This window comes from Nocardia sp. FDAARGOS_372, assembly GCF_002554515.1.
Taxonomy (GTDB): Bacteria; Actinomycetota; Actinomycetes; order Mycobacteriales; family Mycobacteriaceae; genus Nocardia; species Nocardia farcinica.
Genome location: NZ_PDDW01000001.1, coordinates 3,028,137 through 3,053,465, shown reverse-complemented (window position 1 = coordinate 3,053,465; position 25,329 = coordinate 3,028,137). Strand labels below are relative to the sequence as shown.

The 25,329-nt window shown below is 71.9% G+C and carries 21 protein-coding genes; 14 read left to right on the top strand and 7 right to left on the bottom strand.

From position 1 onward, the window contains the following. Positions 1-4: 4 nt before the first annotated feature. From CRM89_RS14765 to CRM89_RS14755, 3 genes are all read right to left on the bottom strand, one after another. A complete protein-coding gene (locus CRM89_RS14765) occupies positions 5-2,497 on the bottom strand; it encodes an FtsX-like permease family protein (RefSeq protein WP_098084439.1) in 2,493 nt (830 codons plus the stop codon). Next, entirely contained in the window at positions 2,494-3,222 is a 729-nt protein-coding gene (locus tag CRM89_RS14760; RefSeq protein ID WP_011210783.1) for an ABC transporter ATP-binding protein, read from the bottom strand. Before CRM89_RS14760 ends, CRM89_RS14765 begins: the two co-directional genes overlap by 4 nt. 77 nt (positions 3,223-3,299) lie before the next feature. Further along, positions 3,300-3,644, bottom strand: coding sequence for a hypothetical protein (locus tag CRM89_RS14755; protein WP_060594796.1), 345 nt, complete (start codon positions 3,642-3,644; stop codon positions 3,300-3,302). A 176-nt stretch (positions 3,645-3,820) separates the two neighbouring features. Between CRM89_RS14755 and CRM89_RS14750 the strand changes: the two genes are divergently transcribed. The 10 genes from CRM89_RS14750 to gatB all read left to right on the top strand — a co-directional run bounded on the left by CRM89_RS14750 (position 3,821) and on the right by gatB (position 16,042). Next, positions 3,821-5,131 (top strand): sensor histidine kinase, encoded by a 1,311-nt coding sequence (locus CRM89_RS14750; protein WP_011210781.1) that lies wholly within the window; start codon positions 3,821-3,823, stop codon positions 5,129-5,131. Then, positions 5,128-5,820 carry a response regulator transcription factor gene (locus tag CRM89_RS14745; RefSeq protein ID WP_011210780.1) on the top strand — a complete coding sequence of 231 codons (693 nt, stop codon included), beginning with the start codon at positions 5,128-5,130 and terminating at the stop codon, positions 5,818-5,820. The genes CRM89_RS14750 and CRM89_RS14745 overlap by 4 nt, the downstream gene beginning before the upstream one ends. A 51-nt stretch (positions 5,821-5,871) precedes the next feature. Next, a complete protein-coding gene (locus CRM89_RS32270) occupies positions 5,872-8,301 on the top strand; it encodes a protein kinase (protein WP_324188816.1) in 2,430 nt (809 codons plus the stop codon). A 232-nt stretch (positions 8,302-8,533) separates the two neighbouring features. Further along, the gene (locus CRM89_RS14735) at positions 8,534-9,118 is read left to right on the top strand and encodes a TetR family transcriptional regulator (protein WP_098084437.1); all 585 of its coding nucleotides are present in this window, start codon (positions 8,534-8,536) and stop codon (positions 9,116-9,118) included. Continuing rightward, positions 9,115-10,326 carry an NADH:flavin oxidoreductase gene (locus CRM89_RS14730; RefSeq protein ID WP_098084434.1) on the top strand — a complete coding sequence of 404 codons (1,212 nt, stop codon included), beginning with the start codon at positions 9,115-9,117 and terminating at the stop codon, positions 10,324-10,326. Before CRM89_RS14735 ends, CRM89_RS14730 begins: the two co-directional genes overlap by 4 nt. A gap of 186 nt (positions 10,327-10,512) precedes the next feature. Next, positions 10,513-11,403, top strand: coding sequence for a hypothetical protein (locus tag CRM89_RS14725; RefSeq protein WP_228787351.1), 891 nt, complete (start codon positions 10,513-10,515; stop codon positions 11,401-11,403). A gap of 68 nt (positions 11,404-11,471) precedes the next feature. Beyond that, positions 11,472-12,506, top strand: coding sequence for an ATP-dependent 6-phosphofructokinase (locus CRM89_RS14720; protein ID WP_011210775.1), 1,035 nt, complete (start codon positions 11,472-11,474; stop codon positions 12,504-12,506). A 40-nt stretch (positions 12,507-12,546) separates the two neighbouring features. Beyond that, on the top strand, positions 12,547-13,011 hold the full coding sequence (locus CRM89_RS14715; RefSeq protein ID WP_011210774.1) for a hypothetical protein: 465 nt from the start codon (positions 12,547-12,549) through the stop codon (positions 13,009-13,011). A 96-nt stretch (positions 13,012-13,107) separates the two neighbouring features. Beyond that, positions 13,108-14,484, top strand: a complete 1,377-nt coding sequence (locus tag CRM89_RS14710; RefSeq protein ID WP_060594801.1) for a S9 family peptidase — start codon at positions 13,108-13,110, stop codon at positions 14,482-14,484. Between the two features lie 52 nt (positions 14,485-14,536). Beyond that, a complete protein-coding gene (gene gatB / locus CRM89_RS14705; RefSeq protein WP_371391990.1) occupies positions 14,537-16,042 on the top strand; it encodes an Asp-tRNA(Asn)/Glu-tRNA(Gln) amidotransferase subunit GatB in 1,506 nt (501 codons plus the stop codon). 61 nt (positions 16,043-16,103) lie between these two features. Here gatB and CRM89_RS14700 read toward each other — a convergent pair whose 3' ends face one another. Both CRM89_RS14700 and CRM89_RS14695 read right to left on the bottom strand, forming a co-directional pair. Continuing rightward, positions 16,104-16,514, bottom strand: coding sequence for a DUF4259 domain-containing protein (locus CRM89_RS14700; protein WP_172456852.1), 411 nt, complete (start codon positions 16,512-16,514; stop codon positions 16,104-16,106). A gap of 102 nt (positions 16,515-16,616) precedes the next feature. Beyond that, a complete protein-coding gene (locus CRM89_RS14695) occupies positions 16,617-17,720 on the bottom strand; it encodes a sorbosone dehydrogenase family protein (RefSeq protein WP_060594803.1) in 1,104 nt (367 codons plus the stop codon). A gap of 117 nt (positions 17,721-17,837) precedes the next feature. Here CRM89_RS14695 and CRM89_RS14690 point away from each other — a divergent pair, with 117 nt between their 5' ends. After that, positions 17,838-18,737: a DoxX family protein gene (locus CRM89_RS14690; RefSeq protein ID WP_098084425.1), complete on the top strand. Its 900-nt coding sequence runs from the start codon at positions 17,838-17,840 to the stop codon at positions 18,735-18,737. Between the two features lie 71 nt (positions 18,738-18,808). Here the strand turns inward: CRM89_RS14690 and ilvD are convergent, their stop codons facing one another. Next, the gene (ilvD, locus tag CRM89_RS14685; RefSeq protein ID WP_011210768.1) at positions 18,809-20,650 is read right to left on the bottom strand and encodes a dihydroxy-acid dehydratase; all 1,842 of its coding nucleotides are present in this window, start codon (positions 20,648-20,650) and stop codon (positions 18,809-18,811) included. Positions 20,651-20,788: 138 nt separating this feature from the next. Beyond that, positions 20,789-21,427: a PH domain-containing protein gene (locus CRM89_RS14680; protein ID WP_098084422.1), complete on the bottom strand. Its 639-nt coding sequence runs from the start codon at positions 21,425-21,427 to the stop codon at positions 20,789-20,791. Positions 21,428-21,775: 348 nt separating this feature from the next. On the opposite strand from CRM89_RS14680, the gene CRM89_RS14675 reads away from it, so the two are divergent. From CRM89_RS14675 to ilvC, 3 genes are all read left to right on the top strand, one after another. Further along, a complete protein-coding gene (locus CRM89_RS14675) occupies positions 21,776-23,719 on the top strand; it encodes an acetolactate synthase large subunit (protein WP_060594805.1) in 1,944 nt (647 codons plus the stop codon). Beyond that, the gene (gene ilvN, locus CRM89_RS14670) at positions 23,716-24,219 is read left to right on the top strand and encodes an acetolactate synthase small subunit (protein ID WP_011210765.1); all 504 of its coding nucleotides are present in this window, start codon (positions 23,716-23,718) and stop codon (positions 24,217-24,219) included. The genes CRM89_RS14675 and ilvN overlap by 4 nt, the downstream gene beginning before the upstream one ends. A gap of 108 nt (positions 24,220-24,327) precedes the next feature. Further along, on the top strand, positions 24,328-25,329 hold the full coding sequence (ilvC, locus tag CRM89_RS14665; RefSeq protein ID WP_170916168.1) for a ketol-acid reductoisomerase: 1,002 nt from the start codon (positions 24,328-24,330) through the stop codon (positions 25,327-25,329).

Here is a 25,329-nt window from a genome sequence, read left to right as displayed (position 1 = left end):
GGCATCAGTCCACCGCGAGCGCTTCCACGATCGGCATGCGCGCCGCGCGCAGGGCGGGCGGCACGGAACCGAGCAGCGCGAGCAGCAGCGCCACCAGGGCGTAGACCAGCAGGATCGGGCTCGGCTCGTAGACGAGGTCGATGGTGACGGCGTGCCCGATCGCGACCCCCGCCAGATACTGCACACCGGCGCCGACCAGCACGCCGATCGCCGCGCCGACCACGCCGATGCCGGCCGCCTCGGCCAGCACCGACCGCAGCAGGAACCTGCGGCTGGTCCCCATCGCCCGCAGCACCCCCAGTTCGCGGCGGCGTTCCAGGACCGAGAGCATCAGCGTGTTCAGCAGCGCCACCGTCGCCACCAGCACCACGATCCACAGGATCGATCGGCTCATCGCCGAACCCTGCCGCAGGCTCGACGACACCGCCGCCACCGCCTCGTCACCGGTGTCCACGTGGTAGCCGGCCGGTGCCACCGCCAGGATCGCCGCGCGCACGGTCTCGGGGTCGGCGCCGGGCGCGAGGTCGACGGCCAGCACGGTCTCGCCGGGCCGCTGGTACCACTCGCGCAGCGTGTCCAGGTCCATCATGACGATGCCGGAGATCGCCGACATGTACGGAATCACCTGCAGGACTTCCACTTCGTGCGGCCCGGACGGGGTCTGCAGGGTGAGCGTCGCGCCGGTGTCGACGTCGAGCGAGCGCGCCACATCCCGCGAGATCACCACGCCCTCCCCGCTGTCCATCCGCGGCAGCAGCGAGCGGTCGACCGCGCGGGACCGCAGTTCGCCACGCTCGGTCGGATAGCCCTGCAACATCACCCGCCCGCTGCCCACCGTGGCGAACGCCATCTGCGCGGGCTCGGCCGCCGCCACACCGGGGACGGCGGCTACCCGCGCGCGCAGGTCGGCGGGCAGCAGCGGGCCGGTGGGGAACTGGGCCATCGAGCCGGGTGTCACGTAGAGGTCGGTCTCGGCGAGGTCGGCGAACGACTCGGTGGCCGAGTCGACCATGTTCTGCGACGCGCCCCCGACGGCGACCGTGGCGGCCACCCCGATCATCACCGTCATCGCCGTCGCCCACACCCGGCGCGGCGCCCGCTCCAAGGTGGTCGCGCCCAGCGCGCCCGGCCCGCCGAACCACCGCGCGATCACCGCCGTGCCGCGCACGATGGGTTCGGTCGCGGCGAAGCAGATCAGCACCGCCGCGAGGAACGACAGCGAGATCGCCGCGAGCGAGAGCCTGCCCAGATCGGCGCGCGCGACGAACACCGCGGCGACCGCCAGCGCGACGCCGAGAACGGCCGCCGCCCAGCGCAGCACCGGCCCGCCGCGTTCGCCGCCGCTCGCCTCGACCGGCGCCAGCGCCTCGACCGGCGCCACCCGGTACACCTGCCGGGCGGCCAACGCGGCGGCGGCCACGCTCGCGAGCACACAGGCGGCCACCGCCACCGGCACCGCGTAACCGGGCACCAGGTATTCGGTGCGCGCCTCCACCGACTGCACCATCGCCGCGGGCAACCGGTCGATCGCGGTGCGGCCCATGACCATGCCGACGACCGCGCCCACCGCGCCGCCGCACAGCCCGAGCAGCGCGGCCTCGACGAGCAGGTCGCGCACCATCGGCCCGCGCCTGCCGCCGATCGCGCGCAGCAGCGACAGCGCCGGTCGGCGCTGCGCCACCGCCATGCTCATCGCGTTGTAGATCAGGAAGGCCGACACGATCAGCGCGGCCGCGGCGGACATCAGCGTCGAGTAGCGCACGATCTGGATGGCCCCGCCCGCCTGCGCGGTGCGCAGATCGGGATCGGCGACCACCGCGCGCCCGCCCACCGCGGTGGTCAGGTCGGCGCGCAGCTGGTCGATGTCGGCGCCCTCGGCGGCGAGGATCTGCACCGAGTCGAGCCTGCCGACACGATCGGTGATCCGCTGCGCCAGCGGCAAGGGTGCCGCGACGATGTGCCCGCCGTTCAGCTTGTCCGAGGTCTGCGCGTCCAGCACGCCCGCGACGGTCACCGTCTCGCGGCCGAGCGGGAAGCGCTCGCCCTCGGCATACCCCATCGCCGCGCCGACCAGCACGCCGTTGGGGGTGGTCAGCAGCTTGCCCGCCTGGGTGCCCATCGGCCCGGCCAGCTCGCTGCCGAGCGCGGTGATCGACGCGTCCGCGCCGAGCAGCAGCGCGCGGTCCTCGTCCGCTCCGATCGGCGCGCGCAGCATCGGAACCGCGTGTGCCACACCGGGAGTCGCCTCGATGACGGGCAGCAGGTTCTGCTCGAAACCGGCGTCGGTGATGCCGGTGACCTCCAGCACGGCCGCGCCGCCGAGCGAGCGGGTCAGCCGTTCCACCGACCCGGTGACCGACCCGGAGATGCTCAGCACCGCCACCAGCAGCCCGGCACTGATCCCCATGACGGTGAGCGACATGAGGGTGCGGCCCGGGTGGGCGATCAGCTGGCCGAGGTTGAACAGCCGCAGGCGGTCCAGGGCGGCGCGGATCATGCGGGCACCGTGCCCTCGTCCAGGCCGGCGCGGCGCTCGGTGCGTTCGATCGAGCCGATGGTGCCGTCGCGCAATGTGATCACCCGGTCGCAGTAGCGCACCGCGCCCATGTCGTGGGTGACCATCACCACCGAGTTGCCCTCGCCGGTCAGCCCGCCCAGCAGTTCCAGAATGGCCGCGCCGGTCTTGGAATCGAGATTGCCGGTCGGCTCGTCGGCGAGGATCAGCGGCGGGTCCATGATCAGCGCCCTGGCCACCGCCACCCGCTGCATCTGGCCGCCCGACAGCTCGGCGGGCCGGTGCTCGGCCCGGTCGGCCAGGCCGACCCGTGCCAGCAGTTCGAGCGCGCGGGGCTTGGCCTTGCGCAATCCGGTGCCGTCCAGCAACTTCGGAATCGCGACGTTCTCCCAGGCGCTCAGCGTGGGCAGCAGGTTGAAGAACTGGAAAACGAAACCCACCTGGTGCCTGCGGAACTCGGCCTGCCGCTCCTCGGTCAAGGAGCCGATCTCCTTGCCCTGGAACCGGATCGAGCCGGCATCGGGGGTGTCGAGCGCGCCCAGCAGGTGCAGCAGGGTGCTCTTGCCGGAGCCGGACGGGCCGATGATCGAGGTGAACTCACCCCGCTCGATCCGCAGGCTCACCCCGTCGAGGGCGCGCACCGTCTGCCCGCCGACCCGGTACTGCTTGGTGATGTCCGAGAGCTCCAGCATGGCCGGTTCCGACATGGCTTGGTCCCCAACTCTGTTCGACGACTCGGTTCTGGCTGCCGCGCCCCCCCACCTGAGCAGGGCGCCCGCCGTCGCTACCGCCCGCGGGCGCCGACCCGCTCGGGCACCGGGGCGACGGCGTCCAGGTTGCGGCGACGATACTGCGCGTCCAGCAGTGCGCGCAGTTCGGGCTGTTCCGCGCACAGCTCCCGGTACATCTGCGCCGCCGAGCGCCCCTGCACCAGGCCCAGTTCGATCTTGACGTCGAGATGGTTGCGCCACCGGTGGCCCAGCGCGAGCAGCAGCCCCTCGGGCCCGCCGAAGAGGCGGTCCAGATCGCCCAGCCCGTCGAAGATGCCGGGGTCGTCGGGATCGACGGCCGCGCGGGCGAGCACGGTGTGCACGATGCGGGTCCGTTCGTGCAGGTCTGCCCAGGACATGAGAATCACCTCCGTGGTCCGCCGCCGGTGTGGCGGCCCGACGACGCCAACGCTACGGGCGCCGCGCCGCCCGGTCGTCGTGCCTGGGCACCGAATCCGCGTCCTACCGTGGTAGGAGTTCCCGACCTGTCGCGGGACGATGTGCGCGGGGCGGTGCCGGGGCTAGCCTGGTCGGCATGGATGTGCTCCAGGCCACGCCGGTGGGCGTCCGCGCGGGGGTGCCGTTCCGGCGCAGCGGCACCGTCCGTGACCGTTTGGCGGCCTTCGTGCGTCAGCCGGTCGCGGTGTTCCGCCGGAACCTGGAAGAGCTGCCGTTCGACTACCCGCCTGCCGTGCTGCTGTGCGCCGACGCGGCGCTGCTGCTGTTCAGCGTGGGCGCGTGCGTGCAGCGCCACGAGTACTTCCCGACGCTGCTGCCGGTGCTGGCCGTGGTGCTGCTGTTCCTGCCGTTGCCGTTGTTCGGCCTGCTGGGCGTGACACCGACCCCGATCCTGCTGGGCGGGGCGGCGCTGGTGGCGGCCGGGCTGTTCCTGCTGCAACCGGTGCCCGCCGATCTGGCGCCGTTCGTCCTCGTCGTCGTGGTCGGCGAGGTGGCCGCCATCGCGCCGAAGCGCTGGAGTGCGCTGTTCGCGGCGCTCGCCGTGGCGGAACTGGTCGCCTTCGACGCCGCCGGGCACCTGCTGTGGAGCGCGAGCGGACAGCGATTGCAGGGTCTGCAGATGTACACCACCGGGATCGCGCTGGGCTGGCTGGTCGGGGTGATGTTGCGGTATCAGCGCCGCTTCCTCTACCAGGAGCGGGAGAGCCAGTACATCCGCACCGTGCAGGCCGCCGAGGAGGAACGCAGGCGGATCGCCCGCGAGGTGCACGACGTCATCGCGCATTCGCTGAGCGTCACCCTGCTGCACCTCACCGCCGCCCGGCACGCGTTGCAGACCGACCGCGACGTGGACGAGGCGGTGGATGCGCTGGTCGATGCCGAGCGGCTGGGCAGGCAGGCGATGGCCGACATCCGGCGCACCGTCGGCCTGCTCGGCGAACGCACCGCGAGCCCCGCCCCCGAACCGGGTGTCGGTGATCTGCCCGAGCTGATCGCCGACTTCGCCAAGGCCGGGCTGCGGATCGAGCACGCGCACGTCGACGCCGATCTGGACGCGGTATCGGCCGCGGTCGGGCTGGCGCTGTACCGGATCGGGCAGGAGTCGCTGGCCAACGTGGTCAAGCACGCGCCCGGCGCGACGGTGCGGGTGGAGGTGCGGGTGCGGGCGGGCGCGGCGACGCTGCTCGTGCACAACACCCTGCCCGACGGGTTGCCCGCCCGGGGCGAGGGCATGGGCCTGTCCGGGATGCGCCAGCGCGCCGACCTGCTCGGCGGGCGGCTCACCGCGGGCCCGGTCGACGACGGGTGGAGCGTGCGCGCCCGGTTCCCCCTGGCCGGTGGGCGCGCCTGGCCGCTGTGCTCGGGCGAGAGCGGAGAGCGCGGGTGACGGCCGCGCACGGGGCCGACGACCGCCCGCTGACCGTCCTGGTCGTCGACGATCAGGAACTGGTGCGCGGCGGACTACGCCGCATCCTGCGCCGCCGCGACGGCTTCGTCGTGCACGAATGCGCCGACGGGGACGAGGTGTTCGCCGCCGTCGCCACCACCGATCCCGATGTGGTGCTGATGGATCTGCGGATGAAACGCCTCGGCGGCATCGACGCCACCCGTCAGCTGCGCTCGCGGCCCGGTGCGCCGCCCGTGCTCGTGCTCACCACGTTCGACGACGACCAGCTGCTCTCGGGCGCGCTGCGGGCGGGCGCCGCAGGCTTCCTGCTCAAGGACTCACCCGCCGAGGACCTGATCCGCGCCGTGCGGACCGTGGCCGGTGGTGGCGCCTGGCTCGACCCGGCGGTCACCGGCCGGGTGCTCTCGGCCTACCGCACCGTGCGGCCCGCGCCCGCCCGGCGCGACGACCGGCTCGCCGAACTGACCGCCCGCGAGTACGAGGTGCTGGAGCTGATCGGCCGGGGCCGGGTGAACGCGGAGATCGCCACCGAACTCGGGATCTCCGAGGTCACCGTGAAAAGTCATGTGGGCCATATCTTCGGCAAGCTCGACCTGCGCGATCGCGCCGCCGCCATCGTCTTCGCGTTTGACCACGGGGTGGTCTCACCAGGAGAATCCAACATCTGACGGGCGGCTGGAAGCCCACGCCGCGGCCCGAGACTTGGAGGTTGCACGGCGGTGGACGGACCTGGACGGCGAGTCGGTACCCGATTCGGCCCGTACGAGCTGCGTTCCCTGCTGGGCAAGGGCGGGATGGGCGAGGTCTACGAAGCCTTCGACACCTCCCGGCACCGGCTGGTCGCGGTGAAGCTGCTCGCCGATGAACTCGCCAAGGACCCCGTCTACCAGGAACGATTCCGGCGCGAATCGCAGGCCGCGGCCCGGCTGGCCGAACCGCACGTCATCCCCATCCACGACTGGGGCGTCCTGGACGGGGTGCTGTTCATCGATATGCGCCTGGTGGCGGGCACCGACCTGCGCACCATGCTGCACCACACCGGCCCGCTCGAACCCGAGCGCGCGGTGCGCCTGGTCGAACAGGTCGCCGCGGCGCTGGACGCCGCGCACGCCGACGGCCTGATCCACCGCGACGTGAAACCGGCGAACATCCTGGTCACCGATGCCGACTTCGCCTACCTCGCCGATTTCGGCATCGCCCACACCGAGGGCGACTCGGCCATCACCCAGGTCGGCATGGCGGTCGGCTCCTACATCTACATGGCGCCCGAACGGTTCGATTCCGGCACCGTCACCGGCCGCGCCGACATCTACTCGCTGGCCTGCGTCCTGCACGAATGCCTCACCGGGGCAGCGCCCTTCCCGTCTGCCAGCATGAACGTGCTGGTCAAGGCGCATCTGTCCGAGCCGCCGCCGCGGGCCAGCGCCCTGCGTCCCGGTCTGCCCGCGAGCATCGACGCGGTGATCGCCCGCGGCATGGCCAAGAATCCGGCCGACCGCTTCGCGTCGGCGCTGGAGATGACCCGTGCCGCCCGTGCCGCCCTCGGCATGCGCGACACGGCGGCCCCGCCTCGGCCGGGCGGTCCCGGCGGGGTCGCCCCCGCCGCGCCGGTTCCGCCCGCCCCGGCCACCGGTGGCGTGCCGGTCACCACCGGCACCGGTCCCACGTTCGTGGTGCGCGCCCCCGACCCGTCCCGGTTCGGCGCCAAGTCCGAACCGACGGTGGCGGCCTCCGTGCTGCCACCGGAGTCGACGGGGGAGATGTCGGTGCCCGCCGTCATCCACCCGACCGCGCCGACCGTGGTGCGGCCCTCGGAGTTCGAGTTCAGCCCGCTGCCCACACAGGAGCAGGAGATCGTGCCGCCCGCCTCGGGCGCGATCCCGCAGGTGCGGCCGTTCCCGGACGAGCATCTCTACCCGGAGTCGCAGCGGTACGGCAGCGAGTCGGTCAGTGCTCCGATGCCCGCGGTGCCGCCGGTCGCCCCGAGCCCGGTCGCGTCCGCGCCGGCGGCTGCCGCGCCGCGGGTGGCCCCGCCCACGGTGTCGACCAGCGCGGCCTCGCCCGGGCCGGGCGGACCCGTTGTCGCGCACGACGATCCACCGGCGCCGGCCGCCCAGCCCTACTCCGACGAACACCCGTCGGGCACCTACCCCGTGACCGGGCGCGCGCCCGCCGACGAGCCGGTCGGCTATGTCGGCGCCCGGGCCTACAGCGACACGGACCGGCCCGCCTTCACCGCGCCGGAGACCACGCGTTACCCGGTGCCGCCGGTGCCGGAGGTCCGTCAGCCCGCCCCGGAGACCGCGCGCTACGACGACCCCGCCGCCCCGGCCACCCGCGCCCTCCACCAGCCCTACCCACCGCATGCGTTCGGGCCGGCGGCACCGCACGGCGCTGGTCACGCCGAGCCCCACCCCGATCCGCACGCCGCCTACGGCCCCGGTGATCCGCACGGGGTTCAGGCCTACAGCGCGATACCGGACGACCGCGACCGGTACGGCCACCCCGATCCGTACGGCGGTCAGCCGGGACACCACCCCGACCCGTACGCGGGCGCGGAGTACGCGGCCCCCGGCGAGCCCTACGCCGACCCCCGGCGCGACCGCCACGCGCAGCCCGGCTACGGCGACCCGCACGACTACGCCCCGCCCGGCCCGGAACGCGGGCGGGCGATGGCGCTGCCGCTCCTGGCCGCCCTGGCGGTCGTCCTGGTGCTCGTCGCGGGCGGCCTGGTCGCCTGGCGGATGTTCGGTGGCGGCGACACCGACACCACCGCGAGCGAGGGCACCGTCCCGGTGGCGACCACCGCCGCCCGGCCCACCGGGGCCGCGCCGCCGCCCGCCACCAGCGCCAGGCCCACGACCACGACCACGACCCGGGTCCAGCTGCCTGCGGGCGCGAAGACCTGCGGCAGCACCTCCAGCACGCCCAACGGCAATGCGGCGGCGGGCAATTCGGTGACCAGCTGCCCCTTCGCCGAGGAGGTCCGCCGCGCCTACGCCGCCGAGGCCACCCCCGGCACCCGTGCGCCGCAGACGATCACCGCCGTCAGCCCCGTCACCGGCCGCTCGTACACCATGACCTGCGTCCCGGACGACGGCCTGGTCACCTGCACCGGCGGCGAGAACGCGATCGTCTACGTCTACTGAACGGCCGCCGCTGCCTTCGTAGCCGCCCACGAGATGTTCGGTCTCCCCGCGTGGGCCTGCGACCGTGCCGCGTCGGCGGCCGACGCGGCGACGGTCCGTGCCGTGCTGGCGATCGCGCCCCGGCGTCTGGCCTACGTCCCCCGAGCGCGCGAGCGTGTGCTCGCGGCGGGTAGCTGCGCTCGAGATTCAAACAACGATTGAATCGCTGACTGAAACATGTTCTACTCGGTGGGTGACCGAGCGGATCCAGACACCCACCACCACTCGCGAGCGCCTGCTGGCCGCCGCCGAGCGCCTGTTGCTCACCGAGCGGTTCGACGACGTCTCCGTGCGGGGCATCTGCGCCGCGGCCGGTGCCAATCCGGCGGCCGTGCACTACCACTTCGGTTCCAAGGAGGCGCTGGTGGCGGCGCTGCTCGAGGATCGGCTCGGTGACCTGTGGGACGAGCGGCTGGCCGAGGTCACCGCCGCGGACGGCTCGGTGGCCGCGGTGGTCGACGCGGTGCTCGCCCCGTTTCTCGACCTCGCCGAGGATCCGGTGGGCCGCCTGCATCTGCGGCTGCTCGCCCAGTTCGTGCTCGCCCGCCCGCCCACCACCTGGCGCAGGCGCTGGTTCCGGATGGAGTCGTGGATCGGCCTGCTCCCGCACCTGAGCGCCGCGGAGAGCCGCCGCCGCTGGGCGTTGGCCTTCGACCTGATCATCATGCGTTTCGGCGGCGCCGGAACCGACGACCGGCACCTGTCGGAGCACGCGGTGGCCACCCTGCGCGACTTCGTCGTGGCCGGATTGACCGCTCCCCGAGGAGAATTGCGATGACCGAGATCTTCCACCCGGCCGCCCTCGGCCCGATCACCCTGCGCAACCGGGTGATCAAGGCCGCGACCTTCGAGGGCCGCACCCCCGACGCGATCGCGAGCGAGGACCTGATCGCCTTCCACCGCGAGGTCGCCGCCGGCGGGGTCGGCATGACCACCGTCGCCTACTGCGCGGTCGCACCGGAGGGCCGCACCGAGCGCCGCCAGATCTGGCTGCGGCCGGAGGCGGTGCCGAGTCTGCGCAGCCTCACCGACGCCGTGCACGCCGAGGGCGCGGCCGCCTGCGCCCAGATCGGGCATGCGGGTCCGGTCGCCGACGCGTCCTCCACCCGGCTGCCCGCTCTGGCGCCGAGCCCGATGTTCAGCCCGCTGGGCATGCGGAGGATGAAGGTGCCCGCCGAGCACGAGATCGCCGACCTCGTCGCCGCCCACGCCCGCGCCGCGCTGCTGGCCGAGGAGGCCGGATTCGACGCGGTGGAAATCCATTTCGGCCACAACTACCTCGCCAGCTCGTTCCTGAGCCCGTTGCTGAACCGGCGCACCGACGGCTACGGCGGCACACTCGCCAACCGGGCCCGCTTCGCCCGCGAGATCGCCCGCGCCGTCCGCGCGGCCGTCGGCGGCCGCCTGGCCGTCCTGGCGAAACTCAATATGGAAGACGGGGTTCCGGGCGGGCTCACGCTGCCGGAGTCCTTGCAGGTCGCCGCGTGGCTGGAACAGGACGGCAGCCTCGACGCACTGGAGCTGACCGCGGGCAGCTCGCTGCTGAATCCGATGCTGCTCTTCCACGGCACGCCGCCGCGCAAGTCCTTCGCGAACGTGCTGCCGGTGCCCGCGCGGTGGGGATTCCGCGTCGTCGGCAAGAAGTTCCTCCGGGAGTACCCCTATCAGCCGGCCTATCTGCTCGAACGCGCCCGCCAGTTCCGCCGGGAACTGTCGTTGCCGTTGGTGTTGCTCGGCGGTGTCACCGACCTGGACTCCATGCGGCTGGCGATGGCGGAGGGTTTCGACTTCGTCGCGATGGGCCGCGCACTGCTGCGCGAACCCGATCTGCTGCAGCGCATCCAGGCCGACGCGGGCACCCGGTCGGCCTGCACCCACTGCAACGAATGCATGCCGACCATCTACTCCGGAACACGGTGCGTGCTGCGGCTCGACAGCCCCGGCACCGTGCGCCACGCCCCGGCGTCGCAGATCGAACCGGCCTGAACGTCCTCGTCGTCGCACCGCGTCGCACCGGAGGTGGTCGCCGACCGTGGTACCCAGTACGGTGTCGGGGCGGCCCCACCGCCATCGGGGCCGTGCGGAGCCGGCGACGGCTGGCTGAGGCCACCGGCGGCGGCGGCGCGCACGCTCCCGGCGTGCGCGGTGACGAGCCCGAGGATGTGTCGAGATATGTCTGCTGATCGGTCCGGGCGGACTGGGAAGGCGCTGGTCGCGGCCGCGCTGGCGATGCTGGCGCTGACCTCCTGCACGATCGATACCGGCGACGATGCCCAGGCCGCCGAACCGCCGGTGGCGACCACGACGTCCACCCCCGCCGATCAGCAACGCATCGAGATCACCCTGCCCGGCACGCTGGCCGCGGACTTCCAGCAGTGGAAGGCCGGACTGCGCGGGCGCGCGGGACTGGCCGTCATGCCGGTCGGCGGCGAACGGATGGTGACCTTCGGGGACTGGACCAGCGGCCCGGCCTGGTCGACGATGAAGATCCCGTTGGTGATCGCGGCCGAACGCGCCGACGCGGGCGCCTCCACCTATGCGATGTCGGCGGCGGTCACCGCGTCCGACAACGCCGCCGCCGACACCCTGTGGCAGGGCCTCGGCGGTGGCAAGCAGGCGGCCGAGGCGGTGGAGGCGGTGCTGCGGGAAGCGGGCGACAGCACCACCGCGGTGCCGCCCACCCGGGTACGGGCCGAGCATTCCGCCTTCGGGCAGGCCGAGTGGTCGCTGGCCGAGCAGGTGCGCTTCGCCTCCCGGCTGCCGTGCCTGTCCGGGGCGGACACCGTGCTGAACCTGATGGCCCAGATCGTGCCCAGCCACCGCTGGGGCCTCGGCACGGTCGGCGGCGCCGAGTTCAAGGGTGGCTGGGGGCCGGACACCTCGGGCGACTACCTGGTCCGGCAGTTCGGCATCATCGACGGCCCCGGCGGGCGGATCGCGGTGGCGCTGGCCGCCCAGCCCGAATCGGGCGCCTTCAGCGACGGGATGACCGCGCTGAACGCCATGGCCGCGCTGATCACCGACCATCTCGACGAACTCGCGGGTGGCAGCTGCCCGTCCTGACCGGGCGCGACGCGGCGTTGCCGGGGTCGCGGCTGCCGGAATCGCGCGCGAGGGGCAAGATAGCGGCCATGCGCATCGGAGTCTTGACCGGAGGCGGGGACTGTCCAGGACTGAACGCGGTCATCCGCGCTGTCGTTCGTACCGCGAACGGCCGCTACGGTGACGCGATCGTGGGATTCCAGGACGGCTGGCGCGGCCTATTGGAAGACCGCAAGATCAACATCCTCAACGACGACCGCACCGACCGGCTGCTCAACAAGGGCGGCACCATGCTCGGCACCGCGCGCACCAACCCCGACGTGCTGCGCGCCGGGCTCGGCAAGATCAAACAGACCCTCGACGACAACGGCATCGAGGCCCTCATCCCGATCGGCGGCGAGGGCACCCTCACCGCGGCCAGCTGGCTCTCCGACGAGGGGGTGCCGGTGGTCGGCGTCCCCAAGACCATCGACAACGACATCGACTGCACCGATGTCACCTTCGGCCACGACACCGCCCTCAGCATCGCCACCGAGGCCATCGACCGGCTGCACACCACCGCCGAATCGCACCAGCGCGTGATGCTGGTCGAGGTGATGGGCAGGCACGCGGGCTGGATCGCGGTCAACTCGGGCATGGCCGCGGGCGCCCACCTCACCCTGGTGCCGGAGGAACCCTTCGACGTCGACGAGGTGTGCACGATGATCAAGCGGCGCTTCCAGCGCGGCGACAAGCATTTCATCTGCGTGGTGGCCGAGGGCTCGCATCCCGCGCCCGATTCCGGGTTCACCCTGCGCGAGGGCGGTGTCGACGAGTTCGGCCACGAGCGGTTCACCGGCGTGGCGCAACAGCTGGGCACCGAGATCGAGCGCCGCATCGGCAAGGAGGTGCGCACCACCGTCCTCGGTCACGTGCAGCGCGGCGGCAGCCCCACCCCCTACGACCGGGTACTGGCCACCCGCTTCGGCCTGCACGCCGCCGAGGCCGTGCACGCCGGGCATTTCGGCCAGATGGTCGCGCTGCACGGCACCGCCATCGAACTGGTGCCGCTGGCCGAGGCGACCAAGCAGCTCAAGCGCGTGCCCACCGAGCGGTACCGGGAGGCGCAGGCGTTCTTCGGGTGACCCGCTGACATCGTCGGGGCCGCGAATTAGGCTGGCCGCCATGGTTTTCCTCGACGACGCCCCGGCCTGCCCGAACAGCTTGGATCTGCCCGCCGAGACGGTGACGGTGCTGCGCCGCCGAGCGCGCTCGGCCGGGCAGCCGCCCGCCGAATACGTGCGTGCCGAACTGGTCCAGCGGGCGGCCACCCGCGTGCCCGAGGACACCGTGGTGGAGTTCCTGGCCGCGCACGAGCGCGACCTCACCCCCGAGATCGACGGCGCCGCACGGGAACTGGCGCAGTTCTACGACCTGCCCGCGGAGACCTTGGCGGTGTTCGCCCGCCGCGCCGCCGCGAGCGGAACGCCGCTGGGTGAGTACGTGCGCCGCGAGCTGATCGCCTCGGCGCGGCGCACCACCGTCGAGGACGCGCTGGCCGAGTTCGCGGAGGTCTCGGCGGGCGCGCCGGAGCTGAACATCGACATGGAGGCCATCGCCGCCGCCGTGCGCTACGCGCGGGGGCAGTGAATCCGCGTCGGTCGCGCCTGATTCATCCTTTCGGCGGACCGGCTCGCGACCCGTGAACGATCCGGACCGGCAGCACGGACAGGTACCGTGCGGGTCATGCGCACCGGTCGTCTGCTCGTCTCACTCGTCGCCGTCCTGGTCGCCGTCGCGGCCTGTTCCTCCGGGTCCGAAGCACCCGACCAGGTCAGTGGCGCCTGGCACGGCGTGATCGAGGTGCCCGGCCAGCCGCTGGCGGTCGGGATCGATGTCACCGGGCCCGATTCGGCCACCATCGACATCCCGGCGCAGGGAATCGACGGGATGGCGCTGCGCGATGTGCGCACCGCACCCGGCGATGTCGGTTTCGTGCTGCCCGGCATCCCCGGTGAACCCACCTTCAAGGGTGCGCTGGACCGCGAAAAGGACCGCATCACCGGTGATTTCACCCAGTTCGGGCAGAGCGTGCCGTTGACGTTGGAGCCGGGCGAACTCGCGCCGCCGAATCGCCCGCAGGAGCCGAAGCCGCCGCTGCCCTACCGGGCCGAGGAGGTCACCTTCCGCAGCGGGGAGATCACCGTCGCGGGCACCCTCACCCGCCCCGAGGGGGCGGGCCCGTTCCCGGCCGTCGTGCTGATCACCGGCAGCGGCGCGCAGAACCGCGACGAGGAGATCGCCGGGCACAAGCCGTTCCTGCTGTTGGCCGACACCCTCACCCGGGCGGGCTACGCGGTGCTGCGCACCGACGATCGCGGTGTCGGCGGCACCGGCGGCGACCTGGAGACCTCGAACTACGACGACCTCGCCGACGATGCCGCCGCGGGTATCGCCTATCTGCGTGGCCGACCCGACATCGCGCCCGACCGCATCGGCCTGCTCGGGCACAGCGAGGGCGGCTATCTCGCCCCGCTGGTCGCCGCCCGCCCCGACAGCGGCGTCGCCTTCGCGATCCTGATGGCCGGACCGGCCGTCCCCGGCGGTGACGCGTTGATCGAGCAGACCCGCGCCATCCTCGCCGCCTCCGGCGTGCCCGCCGAGGAGATCGACAAGCAGGTCAGCGACACCACCGAGATGGTCGGGCTGCTGCGCGCCGGTGACATCGAGGGTGCGCGGGCGGTCTTCCAGCGACGGATGGCGCAGCTGCCGCCGGAGATGCGCGAGTCGATGACCGAGGCCGACAACCCGATCACGCCCTACTACGCCGCCTTCGTCGCCTACGATCCCGCGCCCGCGCTGGCGGCGCTGCGCGTCCCGGTGTTCGCCTTCTTCGGTGAGAAGGATCTGCAGGTGCTGCCCGGCCAGAACGAGGGGCCCGCCCGGCAGCTGCTGGCTGCCGGCCCGGACGCCACCGTGCGCGTGTTCCCCGGCCTCAACCACCTGATGCAGCCCACCGCGACCGGCGCGATCGACGAGTACAGCACCATCGAAACCACCATCGCGCCCGAAGTCCTCACCGCCGTCACCGAGTGGCTGACCGACCGGGTCCCGCCGCGGTGACCGCGAGGAGGTCGTGGCGATCGCGCGGGCGGGCTTACCTAGACTGATGGCCATGAGCGCACCCACGGTCGAGCTGATGGATTACGCCGATGTCGTCGCCCGGTACGAGCCGGTGCTCGGCATGGAGGTCCACGTCGAACTCTCCACCGCGACCAAGATGTTCTGCGGTTGCCCGACCGATTTCGGCGCCGAGCCGAACACCCAGGTGTGCCCGGTGTGCCTCGGCCTGCCCGGCTCGCTGCCGGTCGTCAACGAGAAGGCCGTCGAATCGGCCATCCGCATCGGCCTGGCGCTGAACTGTTCGATCACCCCGTGGGGCCGGTTCGCGCGCAAGAACTACTTCTACCCGGACCAGCCGAAGAACTACCAGATCAGCCAGTACGACGAGCCGATCGCCACCGACGGTCACCTCGATGTGGTGCTCGACGACGGCAGCGTGTTCCGGGTCGACATCGAGCGCGCGCACATGGAGGAGGACACCGGCAAGTCCGTGCACGTGGGCGGCGCCACCGGCCGCATCCACGGTGCCAGCCACTCGCTGCTGGACTACAACCGCGCCGGGGTGCCGCTGATCGAGATCGTCACCAAGCCGATCACCGGGGCGGGGGAGCGGGCGCCCGAGGTGGCCCGCGCCTACGTCACCGCGCTGCGCGATCTGCTCAAGTCGCTGGGCGTGTCGGATGTGAAGATGGAGCAGGGCTCGCTGCGCTGCGACGCCAACGTCTCGCTGATGCCGGTCGGCGCGAGCGAGTTCGGCACCCGCACCGAGACCAAGAACGTCAACTCCCTCAAGAGCGTCGAGGTCGCCGTGCGCTACGAGATGCGCCGCCAGGCCGCCGTACTGGCCGCGGGCGGCGCCATCGTGCAGGAGACCAGGCACTTCCACGAGTCCGACGGCACCACCTCGCCCGGCCGCCGCAAGGAGACCGCCGAGGACTACCGCTACTTCCCCGAGCCCGACCTCGAGCCGATCGCCCCGTCCCCGGAGTGGATCGAGGAACTGCGCGCGACCATTCCCGAGTACCCGTGGCTGCGTCGGGCCCGCATCCAGCAGGAGTGGGGGGTCTCCGACGAGGTCATGCGCGACGTCGTCAACGCGGGCGCGCTTGATCTCATCATCGCCACCGTCGAGGCGGGCGCACCGGCGAACGAGGCCCGCTCCTGGTGGGTCGCCTACCTCAGCGAGAAGGCCAAGGAACGCGGCGTCGCGCTCGACGAGCTGCCCATCACCCCGGCCCAGGTCGCCGAGGTGGTGAAGTTGGTCGAGTCCAAGACGGTCAACAGCAAGGTCGCCAAGCAGGTCGTCGACTTCGTGCTGGCGGGCGAGGGGGAACCGGCCGCCGTCGTCGAGGCCAAGGGTCTGGGCATGGTCAGCGACGACAGCGCGCTGCAGGCCGAGGTGGAGAAGGCGCTGGCCGCCAACCCCGACATCGCCGACAAGATCCGCGCCGGGAAGGTGCAGGCCGCGGGCAAGATCGTCGGTGACGTCATGAAGGCGACCCGCGGCCAGGCCGACGCCGCCCGGGTGCGCGAGCTCGTGCTCGCCGCCTGCTCCTGAGCGGTGCCGCCCGCGGTGACACCGCCGCGGGCGGATCCGGCCGGGTGCGCTCGCTGCGCGATCAGTGCGCCGCGAGCGCGTCCCGGTAGCGGTCGAGGCTGCGCACCATGGCTTCGCCCATCCCCTCGCCGGTCTCGTCCCACAGGTCGAACCACTCGTTGTCGGCGGGGTCCTGCAGCCTGCGCAGGCACCGTGCGGCCAGCTGCCGCAGCTCCGGCGTCACCGTGAAGGCGATATCCGTTGCCGCGCGGGCGATCTCGGGGTCAGCCAGGGGCTGATCGAGGTGGGCGAGCAGCACCGCGACACCGATCGCGCCCTGCGCCTCGTAGACCTCGACGTACTCCTCGGCCAGCACCTCGCGGAACACCTGGCGCACGTGCGCCTCGGCCCCGGCCTGGTCGGCGCCGCGGAGCGCGGCGATCGCGTCGTGCGATCCGTCGTTGTCGAACGGGCCCGTGCCCCAAGCTCCCACGTGTCTTCCCTCTCTCTCACCGATGCGCCGGTGAGCGTAACCGGAAGAAGCGGCGCGGCCCGTCCGCGATGCCACGCGGACGGGCCGTGTCGGGCGCATCCGTCAGTCGGGACCGCCGCCACCGCCCCCGGAGGGCGGCGGGACGCGCACGACGCGATCGTCGTTCGGCCCGGGGGTGCCCTCGGCCTTGTTCACCGTGCCGACCCACACCGTGCCGTCCGGGCCGATCGTCGCGCCCCCGAGCTGGCCGTACCGGTCCTGCACCATGAGCGTCGGCGCCGTGGTGACGGCGAGGGTGTTCGGATCGGTCGGTGCGATCGCCAGTGCCTTGGCGTAGGTCAGCGCGACCGCGACGCCGTCGGCGGCCACCGCGCAGCCCGCGACCCCCGGGCGGTCCGGCCAGGTCCACGCCACCGACACCGCGCCCGACGGGTCCATCCGCTGCAGCCGGTCCTCCACCGCGGTGCGGTCGGTGAACCACACGTTGTCGCTGCCGTCGCGGCACAGGTCGCCCGGGGTGCCGATACCCGCGGCGACGATCTGCGGCGCGGCGGAACCGGGAGCGGGGGAGTCCAGGCGCAGCAGCTTGCCCGCCAGCGAGCCCGGCGAATTCGCCAGGCCGGGGTTGCCCGCGTCGCCGGTGAGCACCATCAGCCGGTCGGGCGTCGCCCATTCGAGCGCGCCGCGATTGCCCGTGGCGCCCTTGGGAATTCCGGTGAGGATGTCCTTGGGCGGGCCGCCCTCGGCCAGCCGCACCACCCGGTTGTCGCTGCCGGTGGTGATGTAGGCGTAGATCAGCCCGTCCTCGCCGTAGGTGGGCGAGAGCGCGATGTCGAGCAGGCCGCCGTCGCCCGAGCCGTCCACGCTCACCGTCGCCACCTCCACCGGCGGGGTGTCCGGATCGACGACCTCGAGGATGCGCCCGGTGCGCCGTTCGGCCACCAGTGCGCCGTGGCCGACACCGACCAGGCCGCCGGTGGTGTCCAAGCAGGTCGCCACCACCGAGGGATCGGGGTCGATGCACGGGCCGCTGGGCCGGGTGGTCGAGCTCGGCGGCTGGTCCGGCGGTCGCGGATCGGCCGGACTGAACGTCGGCTCCGGGGTGAACGGGCTCGACGCGGAGTCGTCGAACCTCGCGCACCCGGCCAGCAGAGCGGACCCGAGCGCCACACACATCGCCACGCGCCCCACGGCAACCAGTCTCATGCCCCAGACGTTACGGAAACACCGCCGCGCGCGCCGCTCCCGGGTGGGCACCGGCGTGGACACGCCGTCGCCCGTACTGGCCGCACGCTCGCGTTTCCCGGCATAGGGTGTAGAGCCGTGAGCGAGAAGCCGAACGAGACGTCCGCCGGAACGCCCGCGGACGCGGAGCCCGCGGTGTCGAAGACCGGTCGCGGGGTGACCAGCCCGATGGATTCCCCCACCGAGCAGTTCCCCGCGATGAAGCTGTCCGAGCGGGACGTGCCGCGCACCGACGAGGAACTCGGTCTCGATCCGGACGTGCCCACCACCGGCGAGCGCGCCGCCGTCGCCGACACCGCGGCGACCCCGCCGGCCGACCGCGCCGAGGATCCCGCCGACGACACCGAGACGGCCGCCTACGCCTACGCCAGCATCCCGCCCGCCGCCAACGCGCCCGGCGAGCCGAGCAAGGCCGCCCGGCGGCGCAACGCCGAGAACCGCCGCGGCACACTCGATCTCGGGCTGTTGGTGCTGCGGTTGGTGGTCGGCGCGATCTTCCTCTACCACGGCCTGCAGAAGCTCACCGGCTGGTTCCACGGCCCCGGACTGGACGGCACCAGGGACATGATGGCCGACGGCGGCTGGGACCACCCGACGCTGTCGACCATCCTGCTCGTCGTCGGCGAGGTCGGCGGTGGCGCGCTGCTGGTGCTCGGCCTGGCCACCCCGCTGGCCGCCGGCGCGGTGCTGGCGGTGATCCTCAACGCGTGGGCGTGGAAGCAGGGCATGATCCCCGGCTTCCAGTTCAGTGCCGCGGTGCCGACCGGCGTCGAGATCGACAGCATCCTCGCCGGCGCGGCCACCGCCATCATCCTCACCGGACCGGGTCGTTGGGCGCTGGACCGCACTCGCGGCTGGGCCACCCGCCCGTCCTTCGGCTCCTTCGCGGCACTGGTCGCCGCCGTCGTCGCCGCCGGGCTCACCTTCTGGTACCTGCACGGCGGCAACCCGCTCACCGGCATCGGCCCGTTCGGCTGACCGGCCCGCACACGGCGAGACCCCCGGCTCCCGAGCCGGGGGTCTCGCCGTCGGATGGAGCGTCGGGACCGTCAGGGCACGCGGCGGACGGCGCCCTTGTCGGCCGAGGTCGCCAGCGCCGCGTAGGCGCGCAGCGCCGTGGTGACCGTGCGGTCGCGGTCGACCGGCTGCCAGGGACGTTCGGAGGCCTCCATCTTGGCCCGCCGCTCGGCCAGCACCGCGTCGTCGACGAGCACCTCCAGGGTGCGGGTGGCGACATCGATGCGGATCTGGTCGCCGTTCTCGACCAGGCCGATCACGCCGCCGCTGGCGGCCTCCGGGGAGATGTGGCCGATGGACAGCCCCGAGGTGCCGCCGGAGAACCGGCCGTCGGTGATCAGCGCGCACTGCTTGCCCAGGCCCGCGCCCTTGAGGAACGCGGTGGGGTGCAGCATCTCCTGCATGCCGGGGCCGCCCGCGGGCCCCTCGTAGCGGACCACGAGCACGTCGCCCGGCTTGATCTTCTTGCCGAGGATCACCGAGACGGCCTCCTCCTGCGACTCCACGACCACCGCGGGGCCCTGGAAGGAGAACAGGTCCTCGTCGATGCCCGCCGTCTTGAGGATCGCGCCGTCCGGAGCGATGTTGCCGCGCAACACCACCAGGCCGCCCTCGACGGTGTAGGCGTGCTCCTTGTCGCGGATGCAGCCGCCCGCGGCGTCGGTGTCCAGCGAGGACCACCGGTTGTCGGTGGAGAACGGCTCGGTGGTGCGCACGCCGCCGGGCGCGGCGTGGAACAGCTCGATCGCCTCCGCGGAGGCCTTGCCCGAGCGGATGTCCCAGGTGTCGAGCCACTCCTCGAGCGTCGGGGTGTGCACGGTGGTCACGTCGGTGTGCAGCAGGCCGGCCCGGCGCAGCTCGCCGAGGATGGCCGGGATGCCGCCGGCCCGGTGCACGTCCTCCATGTGGTAGTCGGAGTTCGGCGAGACCTTCGACAGGCACGGCACCTTGCGGCTGATCTCGTCGATGGTCTCCAGATCGAAATCGATCTCGCCCTCCTGCGCGGCGGCCAGCGTGTGCAGCACCGTGTTGGTGGACCCGCCCATCGCCACGTCGAGGGCCATAGCGTTGCGGAAGGCCTTGGCGTTGGCGACGTTGCGCGGCAGCACCGAGGCGTCGTCCTCGCGGTACCAGCGGTTGGCGATGTCGACGACGACCCTGCCCGCCTTCTCGAACAGCGCACGGCGCGCGGCGTGGGTGGCCAGCGTGGAACCGTTGCCCGGCAGCGCGAGACCCAGCGCCTCGGTGAGGCAGTTCATCGAGTTCGCGGTGAACATGCCCGAGCAGGATCCACACGTCGGGCAGGCGCTGCGCTCGACCTCGCTCAGGCCCTCGTCGGTGACGGAGCTGTTGGCACTGGCCGAGATCGCGGTGATCAGGTCCGTGGGCGCCTGCGCGACACCGCCCACCACCACGGCCTTGCCCGCCTCCATCGGCCCGCCGGAGACGAAGACCGTCGGGATGTTCAGGCGCATGGCGGCATTGAGCATGCCGGGGGTGATCTTGTCGCAGTTGGAGATGCACACCAGCGCGTCGGCGGTGTGCGCGTTGACCATGTATTCCACCGAGTCGGCGATGATCTCGCGGGACGGCAGCGAGTACAGCATGCCGCCGTGGCCCATCGCGATGCCGTCGTCGACGGCGATGGTGTGGAACTCACGCGGCACGCCACCCGCGGCGCGCACGGCCTCGGCCACGATCTCCCCGACGTCCTTCAGATGCACGTGCCCGGGCACGAACTGGGTGTAGGAGTTCGCGATCGCGACGATGGGCTTGCCGAAATCGGAGTCGGTGAGGCCGGTGGCGCGCCAGAGCGCGCGTGCGCCTGCGGCATTGCGTCCGGCGGTGGTGGTGCGTGAACGAAGCGGTGGCATGTGGATGGTCCTCGATGGGTCGCGGGGCTGGGGTGCGACGTCGCGCCGGACACGAGGTCGGCGGCCTCACCACGGTACTCCCGCGGCATCGACGGCCCGGACACCGGTAGCCGACAGCGCCGGTGCCGCGCCGGAGGCTCAGACCTTGCCGGTGTCGCTCTTGCCGGTGTCGTCGCCGCCGGTGTCGCCGCTGCCGGTGTCCTCGCTGCCGCCGTCGCCGCTGCCGGTGCCGGTGCGCGGGGAATCGGTGCCGGGCGCATCGTCGGTCGCGCTCGCCGCCTCGGCGTCCTCGCTCGCCCGCTCGGCCTGCGCCGCGGCGCCGAACACGTCGGGCAGCCGTCCCCGCGACGCGGCGATGAGCTTGCGCAACTGGTCGTAGCTCACCGCGGGCAACGCCACGGTCGAGTCGTCGGCGAGGTGCGCCCGCGCGAAGCCACGTTTGGGGATGCTCACGCCCTTGATCTGCGCCCAGTCCAGGCGCCGCGACCCGAACACGGTCCGCAGCTCGAGCCCGTCCCCGGTCACCACGGTCCTGGTCCTGGCGACCCACACGGCGACGGCCAGCGGGATCAACAGCAGCCACCACAGCCCGGCGGGCCAGCCGACGAAGAAGAGGAACACGCACAGCGCCAGCACCACCACGCCGAGGTAGGCGAGCGGCGTGATGCGGATGACGGCCCGTTCGGCGACGGCACCCGACGAGCTACCCGTCGACGATCCGGTCGCGGCGGTGTGGGACGATTTACCCGGTGGCACGGACTGATGCGGTGATGACACACCACCATCCTCGCATCCTGGTGATCGGACACAAGCAACCACGGTTGTCCCACATAATGGGACGCGCAGGGTCATCTGTTTGACTCTTCGGTTCACGCCCGCTTAACGTCGTGCGCGTGAATCGAAACGAGTTGCTCGTAATCGGCCGGCGCGTCCAGCGTTGAGCCTGACTGCCTAGGTCGAATACGTCAGCTCGCGTTTGCGACGCGCCACCCTCGAACAGCCCCGCGCTGTCGAGGGCTTTTTTGTGTTCGGACATCGTCCGGCACGGCGGGTCAGCGGACGCCGGTCGTGCCAGGCACACAAGTGTTGTCCGGGTTCGGAACGACAAGTGAGGAAACGAAGACGGTGAGCGCACCAACCGCACGACCCGGGCCCTCGGCCCGCAGGTCAGCGCCTTCGACGAATCAGCAGGCCACGCCTGCTGCCGCTACCACGGCGAACCGCCGCCAGGTTCCGCCCGAGCGAGTGACCGGCGCCCAGTCGGTCGTGCGCTCGCTCGAGGAGCTCGGCGTCGACACCGTCTTCGGCATTCCCGGCGGCGCGATCCTGCCCGTCTACGACCCGCTCTTCGACTCCACCAAGGTGCGTCACGTGCTGGTCCGCCACGAGCAGGGCGCAGGCCACGCCGCGACCGGCTACGCGCAGGCCACCGGCAAGGTCGGTGTGTGCATGGCCACATCCGGGCCCGGCGCGACCAACCTGGTGACCCCGATCGCCGACGCCCAGATGGACTCGGTGCCGATCGTCGCCATCACCGGGCAGGTCGGCCGCGGCCTGATCGGCACCGACGCCTTCCAGGAAGCCGACATCTCCGGCATCACCATGCCGATCACCAAGCACAACTTCCTGATCACCGACGGCATCGACATCCCGCGCATCATCGCCGAGGCGTTCTACCTGGCCGCCTCCGGCCGCCCCGGCGCGGTGCTGGTCGACATCCCCAAGGACGTGCTGCAGGCGCAGACCACCTTCAGCTGGCCGCCGGAGATGCGGCTGCCCGGCTACCGTCCGGTCACCAAGCCGCACGGCAAGCAGGTGCGCGAGGCCGCGCGGATGATCCTCGAGTCCAAGGCCCCCGTGCTCTACGTGGGCGGCGGCGTCATCAAGGCCGACGCCTCGGCCGAGCTGCTGGAGCTGGCCGAACTCACCGGCATCCCGGTGGTCACCACCCTGATGGCGCGCGGTGCGTTCCCCGACAGCCATCAGCTCAACATGGGCATGCCCGGCATGCACGGCACCGTCGGCGCGGTCGCCGCGCTGCAGAAGGCCGACCTGCTCATCACCCTCGGCGCGCGCTTCGACGACCGCGTCACCGGGCAGCTGGACTCCTTCGCGCCCGGCGCCAAGGTCATCCACGCCGACATCGACCCGGCCGAGATCGGCAAGAACCGGCACGCCGACGTGCCGATCGTGGGCGACTGCCGCGAGGTGATCGCCGAGCTCATCGAGACGCTCAAGGCCGAGCCGACCGCGGGCGAGGCCCCGCTGCTGAACCTCACCGAGTGGTGGACCTACCTCGACGGCGTGCGCAAGCAGTACCCGCTGGGCTGGACCCCGCCCAGCGACGGCTCGCTCTCGCCCGAGTTCGTCATCGAGGCGCTCGGCCGCCTGGCCGGCCCCGAGGCCATCTACTGCGCGGGCGTCGGCCAGCACCAGATGTGGGCGGCCCAGTTCATCAAGTACGAGAAGCCGCGCACCTGGCTCAACTCCGGCGGCCTCGGCACCATGGGCTACGCCGTGCCCGCCGCGATGGGCGCCAAGATGGGCATGCCCGACCGCGAGGTCTGGGCGGTCGACGGCGACGGCTGCTTCCAGATGACCAACCAGGAGCTGGCCACCTGCGCGGTGGAAGGCGTGCCGATCAAGGTCGCGCTGATCAACAACGGCAACCTCGGCATGGTCCGCCAGTGGCAGACCCTGTTCTACGAGGAGCGCTACTCCAACACCGACCTGGGCACCCACACCCTGCGCATCCCCGATTTCGTCAAGCTCGCCGAAGCGCTCGGCTGCCACGGCATCCGGGTCGAGAAGGAAGAGGACGTCGAGGCCGCGATCCGCGAGGCGCAGTCCATCAACGACCGCCCCGTCGTCATCGACTTCATCGTCGGCAAGGACGCGCAGGTGTGGCCGATGGTCGCCGCGGGCACCAGCAACGACGAGATCATGGCCGCGCGCGGCATCCGACCGCTCTTCGACGAGGACGAGCAGGCCGCCGAGCCCGCCGTCATCCACGAGGCGATGACCCACGGAGATCGCGCGGCCGAGCAGAACAAGGGGACCGAAGAATGAGCAGCACCCACACCCTGAGCGTCCTGGTCGAGGACAAGCCGGGCGTGCTGGCGCGGGTGGCGAGCCTGTTCTCCCGCCGCGGGTTCAACATCGAATCGCTGGCGGTCGGCGGCACCGAGATCCCCGACATCTCACGGATGACCATCGTCGTCACCGTCGAGGACCTGCCGCTCGAACAGGTCACCAAACAGCTCAACAAGCTGGTGAACGTGATCAAGATCGTCGAGCAGGACGCCGACGCGTCGGTGGCCCGCGAGCTGATCCTGGTGAAGGTGCGCGCGGACGCGAGCGTGCGGACCCAGGTGATCGAGGCCGTGCAGTTGTTCCGCGCCAAGGTCATCGACGTCTCGCCCGACGCGCTCACCGTCGAGGCGACCGGCACCCGCTCCAAGCTCGACGCGCTGCTGCGCATGCTCGAGCCCTACGGGATCCGGGAGATCGTGCAGTCCGGTGTGGTCGCCGTCGGTCGCGGACCGAAGTCGATCACGGCGACTCGCTGAGTACCGAATATCCACCCGTCACCGGCGTCAGCACGGTGCGCCCCGTTCCGGCGGGGCCAGATTTCACAAGCTGTTTCTTCAGAAAGGAAACCACTAGTGGCAGTCGAGATGTTCTATGACGACGACGCCGATCTGTCGATCATCCAGGGCCGTAAGGTCGCGGTGATCGGTTACGGCAGCCAGGGGCACGCGCACTCGCTGAGCCTGCGCGACTCCGGTGTCGAGGTCCGGGTCGGTCTGGCCGAGGGCTCGAAGTCGCGTCCGAAGGCCGAAGAGGCCGGGCTGACCGTCGGCACTCCGGCCGAGGTCTCGGCGTGGGCCGACGTGATCATGCTGCTGGCGCCCGACACCGCGCAGGCGTCGATCTTCACCAACGACATCGAGCCGAACCTGAAGGACGGCGACGCGCTGTTCTTCGGCCACGGCCTCAACATCCACTTCGGCCTGATCAAGCCTCCGGCGAATGTCACCATCGGCATGGTCGCCCCGAAGGGCCCTGGCCACCTGGTGCGTCGTCAGTTCGTCGACGGCAAGGGCGTGCCCGCCCTGATCGCGATCGACCAGGACCCCAAGGGTGAGGGCCAGGCCCTGGCGCTGTCCTACGCCAAGGGCATCGGCGGCACCCGCGCGGGTGTCATCAAGACCACCTTCAAGGAAGAGACCGAGACCGACCTGTTCGGTGAGCAGGCCGTGCTGTGCGGTGGCACCGAGGAACTGGTCAAGACCGGTTTCGAGGTCATGGTCGAGGCCGGCTACGCCCCGGAGATGGCCTACTTCGAGGTGCTGCACGAGCTCAAGCTGATCGTGGACCTGATGTACGAGGGCGGCATCGCCCGGATGAACTACTCGGTCTCCGACACCGCCGAATTCGGTGGCTACCTGTCGGGCCCGCGCGTCATCGACGCCGGCACCAAGGAGCGGATGAAGGAGATCCTGAAGGACATCCAGGACGGCACCTTCGTCAAGCGTCTGGTCGCCAACGTCGAGGGTGGCAACAAGGAGCTCGAGGGTCTGCGCAAGCAGAACGCCGAGCACCCGATCGAGGTCACCGGCGCCAAGCTGCGCGGTCTGATGAGCTGGGTCGACCGGCCCATCACCGAAACCGCCTGA

Coding starts and splice junctions, on each gene's coding strand:
- CRM89_RS14695 (WP_060594803.1), bottom strand. CDS start 17,720: ATGAGACTGGTTGCCGTGGGGCGCGTGGCGATGTGTGTGGCGCTCGGG.
- CRM89_RS14710 (WP_060594801.1), top strand. CDS start 13,108: ATGCGCACCGGTCGTCTGCTCGTCTCACTCGTCGCCGTCCTGGTCGCC.
- CRM89_RS14760 (WP_011210783.1), bottom strand. CDS start 3,222: ATGTCGGAACCGGCCATGCTGGAGCTCTCGGACATCACCAAGCAGTAC.
- CRM89_RS14755 (WP_060594796.1), bottom strand. CDS start 3,644: ATGTCCTGGGCAGACCTGCACGAACGGACCCGCATCGTGCACACCGTG.
- CRM89_RS14715 (WP_011210774.1), top strand. CDS start 12,547: ATGGTTTTCCTCGACGACGCCCCGGCCTGCCCGAACAGCTTGGATCTG.
- CRM89_RS14750 (WP_011210781.1), top strand. CDS start 3,821: ATGGATGTGCTCCAGGCCACGCCGGTGGGCGTCCGCGCGGGGGTGCCG.
- CRM89_RS14765 (WP_098084439.1), bottom strand. CDS start 2,497: ATGATCCGCGCCGCCCTGGACCGCCTGCGGCTGTTCAACCTCGGCCAG.
- ilvN (WP_011210765.1), top strand. CDS start 23,716: ATGAGCAGCACCCACACCCTGAGCGTCCTGGTCGAGGACAAGCCGGGC.
- gatB (WP_371391990.1), top strand. CDS start 14,537: ATGAGCGCACCCACGGTCGAGCTGATGGATTACGCCGATGTCGTCGCC.
- CRM89_RS14730 (WP_098084434.1), top strand. CDS start 9,115: ATGACCGAGATCTTCCACCCGGCCGCCCTCGGCCCGATCACCCTGCGC.
- CRM89_RS14725 (WP_228787351.1), top strand. CDS start 10,513: ATGTCTGCTGATCGGTCCGGGCGGACTGGGAAGGCGCTGGTCGCGGCC.
- ilvC (WP_170916168.1), top strand. CDS start 24,328: ATGTTCTATGACGACGACGCCGATCTGTCGATCATCCAGGGCCGTAAG.
- CRM89_RS14720 (WP_011210775.1), top strand. CDS start 11,472: ATGCGCATCGGAGTCTTGACCGGAGGCGGGGACTGTCCAGGACTGAAC.
- ilvD (WP_011210768.1), bottom strand. CDS start 20,650: ATGCCACCGCTTCGTTCACGCACCACCACCGCCGGACGCAATGCCGCA.